Annotated in this window: 3 protein-coding genes; all 3 read right to left on the bottom strand. The window is 65.8% G+C overall.

Features of this window, described 5'->3' with window-relative positions; genetic code table 11:
- Positions 1-185: 185 nt before the first annotated feature.
- Positions 186-674: a hypothetical protein gene (locus tag ACEN8I_RS24075; RefSeq protein ID WP_413331182.1), complete on the bottom strand. Its 489-nt coding sequence runs from the start codon at positions 672-674 to the stop codon at positions 186-188.
- Positions 675-920: 246 nt separating this feature from the next.
- A complete protein-coding gene (locus tag ACEN8I_RS24070; protein WP_413331181.1) occupies positions 921-1,400 on the bottom strand; it encodes a VOC family protein in 480 nt (159 codons plus the stop codon).
- 143 nt (positions 1,401-1,543) lie between these two features.
- Positions 1,544-2,374, bottom strand: coding sequence for an urease accessory protein UreD (locus tag ACEN8I_RS24065; RefSeq protein ID WP_413331180.1), 831 nt, complete (start codon positions 2,372-2,374; stop codon positions 1,544-1,546).
- Between the last annotated feature and the right edge of the window lie 181 nt (positions 2,375-2,555).

Raw genomic sequence — 2,555 nt, 5'->3', positions numbered from 1 at the left:
GGCGGGGTCGCACCATCCGGGGGGGGTTTTTTTTCGTTCTGGGCGTTTTTTGTCCCCGCTTGGCGCCCGCCCTCGCCCCCCAATCTTCCCCCCCCAAAAAACCCCGGGGCCCCCACGCGCGCCCCACCTTTGCTTCTGCTTCATCCGGGGTTTTCATCAAACCGCGGCGGAGCGAGTGGCAACTGTTATTGCGATGGCGCGGCGGCGGGCGCCGGGATCACCACAATGTTGTCGGACGAGGTCTGCGGCTGTACGCGCACATTGGTGGCGCCGGCCGGAACGACCACGGTTTCTATCTGGCGGATCGCGCCGCCGCCGGCAACGCTGCCGTCGGTCTTGCCGTAGCCCACGATGCGGGCCTGGCAGGCCACCAGGTCTTCGCCCTGGAAGATGTCGCAGCGTTTAAGCGCATTGGCCTGGAAGTCGCCGTTGGCGTTGTCAACCTTGCCGGCGCGTTTGGCGGCGTTGGCATTGCGCACTTCGGTCATGCAGGTTTCACGGTCCTGCTGCGTGCGCCCGGTGAGGCAGGCATTCATCTCGCTGCGGGCGTTGCCGGAAGCGTCGATGCCGGTGGTGCCGGAGGCGATTTGCGCCGAGGCGCCCAGCGACAGCAGGGCGGCAACGCCGAAGGCCGCTGCGCTTTGGGCAAGGCGGAAATACGGGAATGCGGTCATGGTCAAAACTCCTTCTTCGAACTCGACGGATGTCGATGAATGGAGTCTGGGTTGCTGCTGAGGCGCGGCTTGAAAGGAAAAGCTGCGGGCCGCCCGTGCCCTACGCCCATTCCCGTGTAGGACGGGTCTTTCACGGCCTGCCGGGGCCCGCCAGGACACTGGATTCACATACAGATGGCTTCACATACAGATAGCGATGTGCTGCGGAGGGAGCGGTCAGCGGCGTGCCGGCCGTTTCTACCGGCTTCAGCCCCGCCGTGCCGCCTCTATGGTCGCGACGTCGATTTTTTTCATGGTCATCATCGCGTCGAAGGCGCGCTTGGCCGCCGCGCGGTCCGGGCCGGAGACCGTTTCAAGCAGCACGCGCGGGGTGATCTGCCATGACAGGCCCCAGCGGTCCTTGCACCAGCCGCACTCGCTTTCCTGGCCACCATTGCCGACCACCGCGTTCCACAAGCGGTCGGTCTCGGCCTGGTCCTCGGTCGCGATCACGAAGGAAAAGGATTCGTTGTGCTTGAAAAGCGGGCCGCCGTTGAGCCCCATGCAGGGGATGCCGGCAACGGTGAACTCAACCGTCAGGATGTCGCCCTGCTTGCCGTCGGGGTAGTCGCCCGGTGCGCGCATGACGGCGCCGACCTTGCTGTCGGGGAAGGTCTTGGCATAAAAGGTCGCGGCCTCAAGCGCGGCGCCGTCATACCAAAGGCAGATGGTGTTCTTGGGGATCATGGCGTATCTCCTGAAACGTGGGTGATGAAGCGAAGCGCTGCAATGACAGGCCCCATCGTACCCATTACCAGGCCCTGACCTGCCGGAGGGAGCTGATGCGCGTGTAGGTGACCGCCTATGCCGCCACGCCGCAGCACGGCGTTTTACATGGACCAGATACGCGGCGTGGACGGCGCCAGTTGCCACAACTCCTTGCGCCAGGCCTGCCAGACCTGCCTGAGCAAGGCCATGGCGGGCTCGACCACGGGCGAGAGCACGCGCAGCACAACGACCTGCGCATCAGGACTCGTGGCGCCGGCGCTGGAACTCAGGGAATGGGCCTGCAGGATTTCGCGCGCGCAGTCCAGCGCGAGTTCGCGGCGGGCGCGCTCCAGCTTGCTGCCCGCCACAAAAAACAGCGTGGCCATGCAGCGCTGGCCGGCCAGGCCGACGGGGCTGTCCATCAGCAGCTTGTCGCTCGCGTCCAGGCGCGCGCGTTCGAGCCAGACGCCGGGCACTTCGATGTGCTGGCGAAAGCTGCCGCCCTCAAAAGGCTGGCCGGCGGCCGGCAGGCCCAGCGCGGTGACGTCCCAGCCCATCAGTTCGGCACCCGGCGCGAGTGTCATCGTGAGGCGGTTCTCGGCCAGGCAGCCGCTGTAGCAGATGGCCTCCAGCGGCAGCCATTCCATGCGCGCGCCGGCTTGCAGCGTGAGCTGGGTGTTCTGCAGCGCGGGCTCGCCGGTGGAACGGTAAAAGCGCGTGGCCCCCGGCGTGGTGATCAGGCCGTGCGCGCCCTGCGCGGCGCTGAAAGCCAGCTCCAGCGTGTCGCCACCGACCAGCCCGCCTGGCGGATGCACGATGACGTTGTGGCAGATCGCGTCGCCTTCGGGATACAGGCTTTGCAGGATACGCAGCGGACCGCTGTGGCGGAAGTGGGCAAGGGTTTTGCCGGCCTGGTGGGTGTAGTCGAGTGCGAGGGTCGCGGTCCAGGTCATGGGGTGGAGTTTAACGTGGGGCTTGCCCCCCTTCCCCCTGCCAAGGCCTGCTGAGTCTTGCTTCGGCTTGTGCGCTTTCCCTCCCCCGGCCCTCTACTGAGAGTTGCTGGCCGGGGGTAGCCCGGCGGCTACTCACTTTTCTTTTGCTTCGCCAAAAGAAAAGTAAGCAAAAGAAAAGGCG

Origin of the sequence: Polaromonas sp. CT11-55, from assembly GCF_047303325.1 — a bacterium.
In the GTDB taxonomy this organism is placed as follows: Bacteria; Pseudomonadota; Gammaproteobacteria; order Burkholderiales; family Burkholderiaceae_C; genus Polaromonas.
The sequence above is the reverse complement of the archived record's forward strand: the minus strand, read 5'-3'. Positions and strand labels throughout refer to the sequence as shown.